Source organism: Desulfurella sp. (assembly GCF_023256235.1).
Classification (GTDB): Bacteria; Campylobacterota_A; Desulfurellia; order Desulfurellales; family Desulfurellaceae; genus Desulfurella.
Genome location: NZ_JAGDWY010000019.1, coordinates 1190 through 2889 on the forward strand (window position 1 = coordinate 1190; position 1700 = coordinate 2889).

The 1700-nt window shown below is 31.6% G+C and carries 1 protein-coding gene; it reads left to right on the forward strand.

Features of this window, described 5'->3' with window-relative positions:
- A partial coding sequence (locus tag Q0C22_RS01865) for a heterodisulfide reductase-related iron-sulfur binding cluster (RefSeq protein ID WP_291490395.1) occupies nt 1-1590 on the forward strand: 1590 nt, incomplete at its 5' end.
- Between the last annotated feature and the right edge of the window lie 110 nt (nt 1591-1700).

The window sequence follows — 1700 nt, forward strand, 5'->3', positions numbered from 1 at the left end:
AAATATTTAAGAGAATACTATTTTAAAGCAAAAGTTGGCATTACAGGAGCTAATATAGCAGTAGCTGAAACGGGCACTATTGCATTATTTACTAACGAAGGCAATGCGGAACTTACCACCACTATACCACCTATTCATATAGTCTTATTAGGCTATGACAAGCTTGTAAAAAACTTTAACCAGGCTTTTAAAATAACAAGGGTACTACCTAAAAATGCTGCGGGGCAAATAATGGCTACTTATGTAACTTGGATAAAAGGTCGATACCCGTCTCTTGCAAATCCAACTGGTTATAAAGAGACTCATTATGTTTTTTTGGATAATGGTCGACTTGCCCTATCGGATAATCCAATCTCTAAAGAAGCTTTAAAATGCATAAGATGTGGTTCTTGCGCTAATGTGTGTCCTGTATATGGTGTAGTCGGTGGTCATGTGTTTGGTGATATTTATACAGGACCAATTGGTGTTGTAAATACAGTTTTGTATGGCAATGAAATAAAGGCAAAAGAATTGCTTAAAATGTGTATTGGTTGTAAAGCATGTTCAAGTATTTGTCCTGCCGGGATAGATATTCAAAAGCTTATCTCGGATCTTAATATTGGATTAAGTGAAAAATACAAAACAACTTCTATCAAAAACGTTTTATATTCAAATGTTCTGGGGTATCCTAACACTTTTAAAGCATTAATGAAAATGGGTAGCATAGCCCAAAAACCTTTAGAAAAAGATAATGAGCATTTGGTAAAAAAATTGAGACTATCAATCTCAGCAGACAATCGTCAATTAATATTCCCTATAATTTCCACAAAAACATTTAGTGAAATGTATAAACAACTCAAACCTATTTCACAATACAATAAAAAAGTATTTTTTTATCCAGGATGTGCAATTGAATTTTTTTATCCTGATATAGGCTTATCTTTAGTTAAGCTTTTAGGAAAAGCTGAGTTTAGAGTAGATATACCGGAAAAAGCTGTATGTTGCGGGTTGCCCGCTATTCATTCAGGTGATGCTTATAATGCTAAAAAAATTATGCTAAATAACGTACAGTATATTAATTATGATGAGAGTTATGATTCTTTTATTGTTTTATGTCCAACCTGCGGATCGACTATTAAAGAAATTTTTCCAACCTATCTTTCAAGTAGCATAAATGAATTTAAAAAAGTATCAGGTATCATACCAAAAATTGAATCTTTAAGTATGTTCTTAAAAAGAAATAACATTAAAATAATTACAAAAAATAACATTAAGATAACATATCATTTACCCTGCCACCAAAACAGAGTAATGGGATTATCTGCAGAACAACTATTACAGGATGTTTTTGGCAATAATTTTATCCCTATGAATGAATCCGATGCTTGTTGTGGTTTTGGCGGCTCATTTTCAATTGATTTTCCAAATGTATCCAATGCAATTCTAGACAATAAAATAAAAAATATAATTGCTACGCAAGCCGATATAGTGTTAACAGATTGCCCAGGTTGTATTATGCAGATAAGCAGTGGAATCGTTAAAAAAGGATTAAAAATAAAGGTAATGCACCTATCAGAGTTTTTCGAAAAAAACGTAGACTTAGAAATTTAGATATATAAATTGTATATATAACCATATGGAACACACAAAACAATTTACAAATGTATCGATTAAGCTATGATTTCCATTCAAACTCAACAATCGTTACTTAATCTAACCCA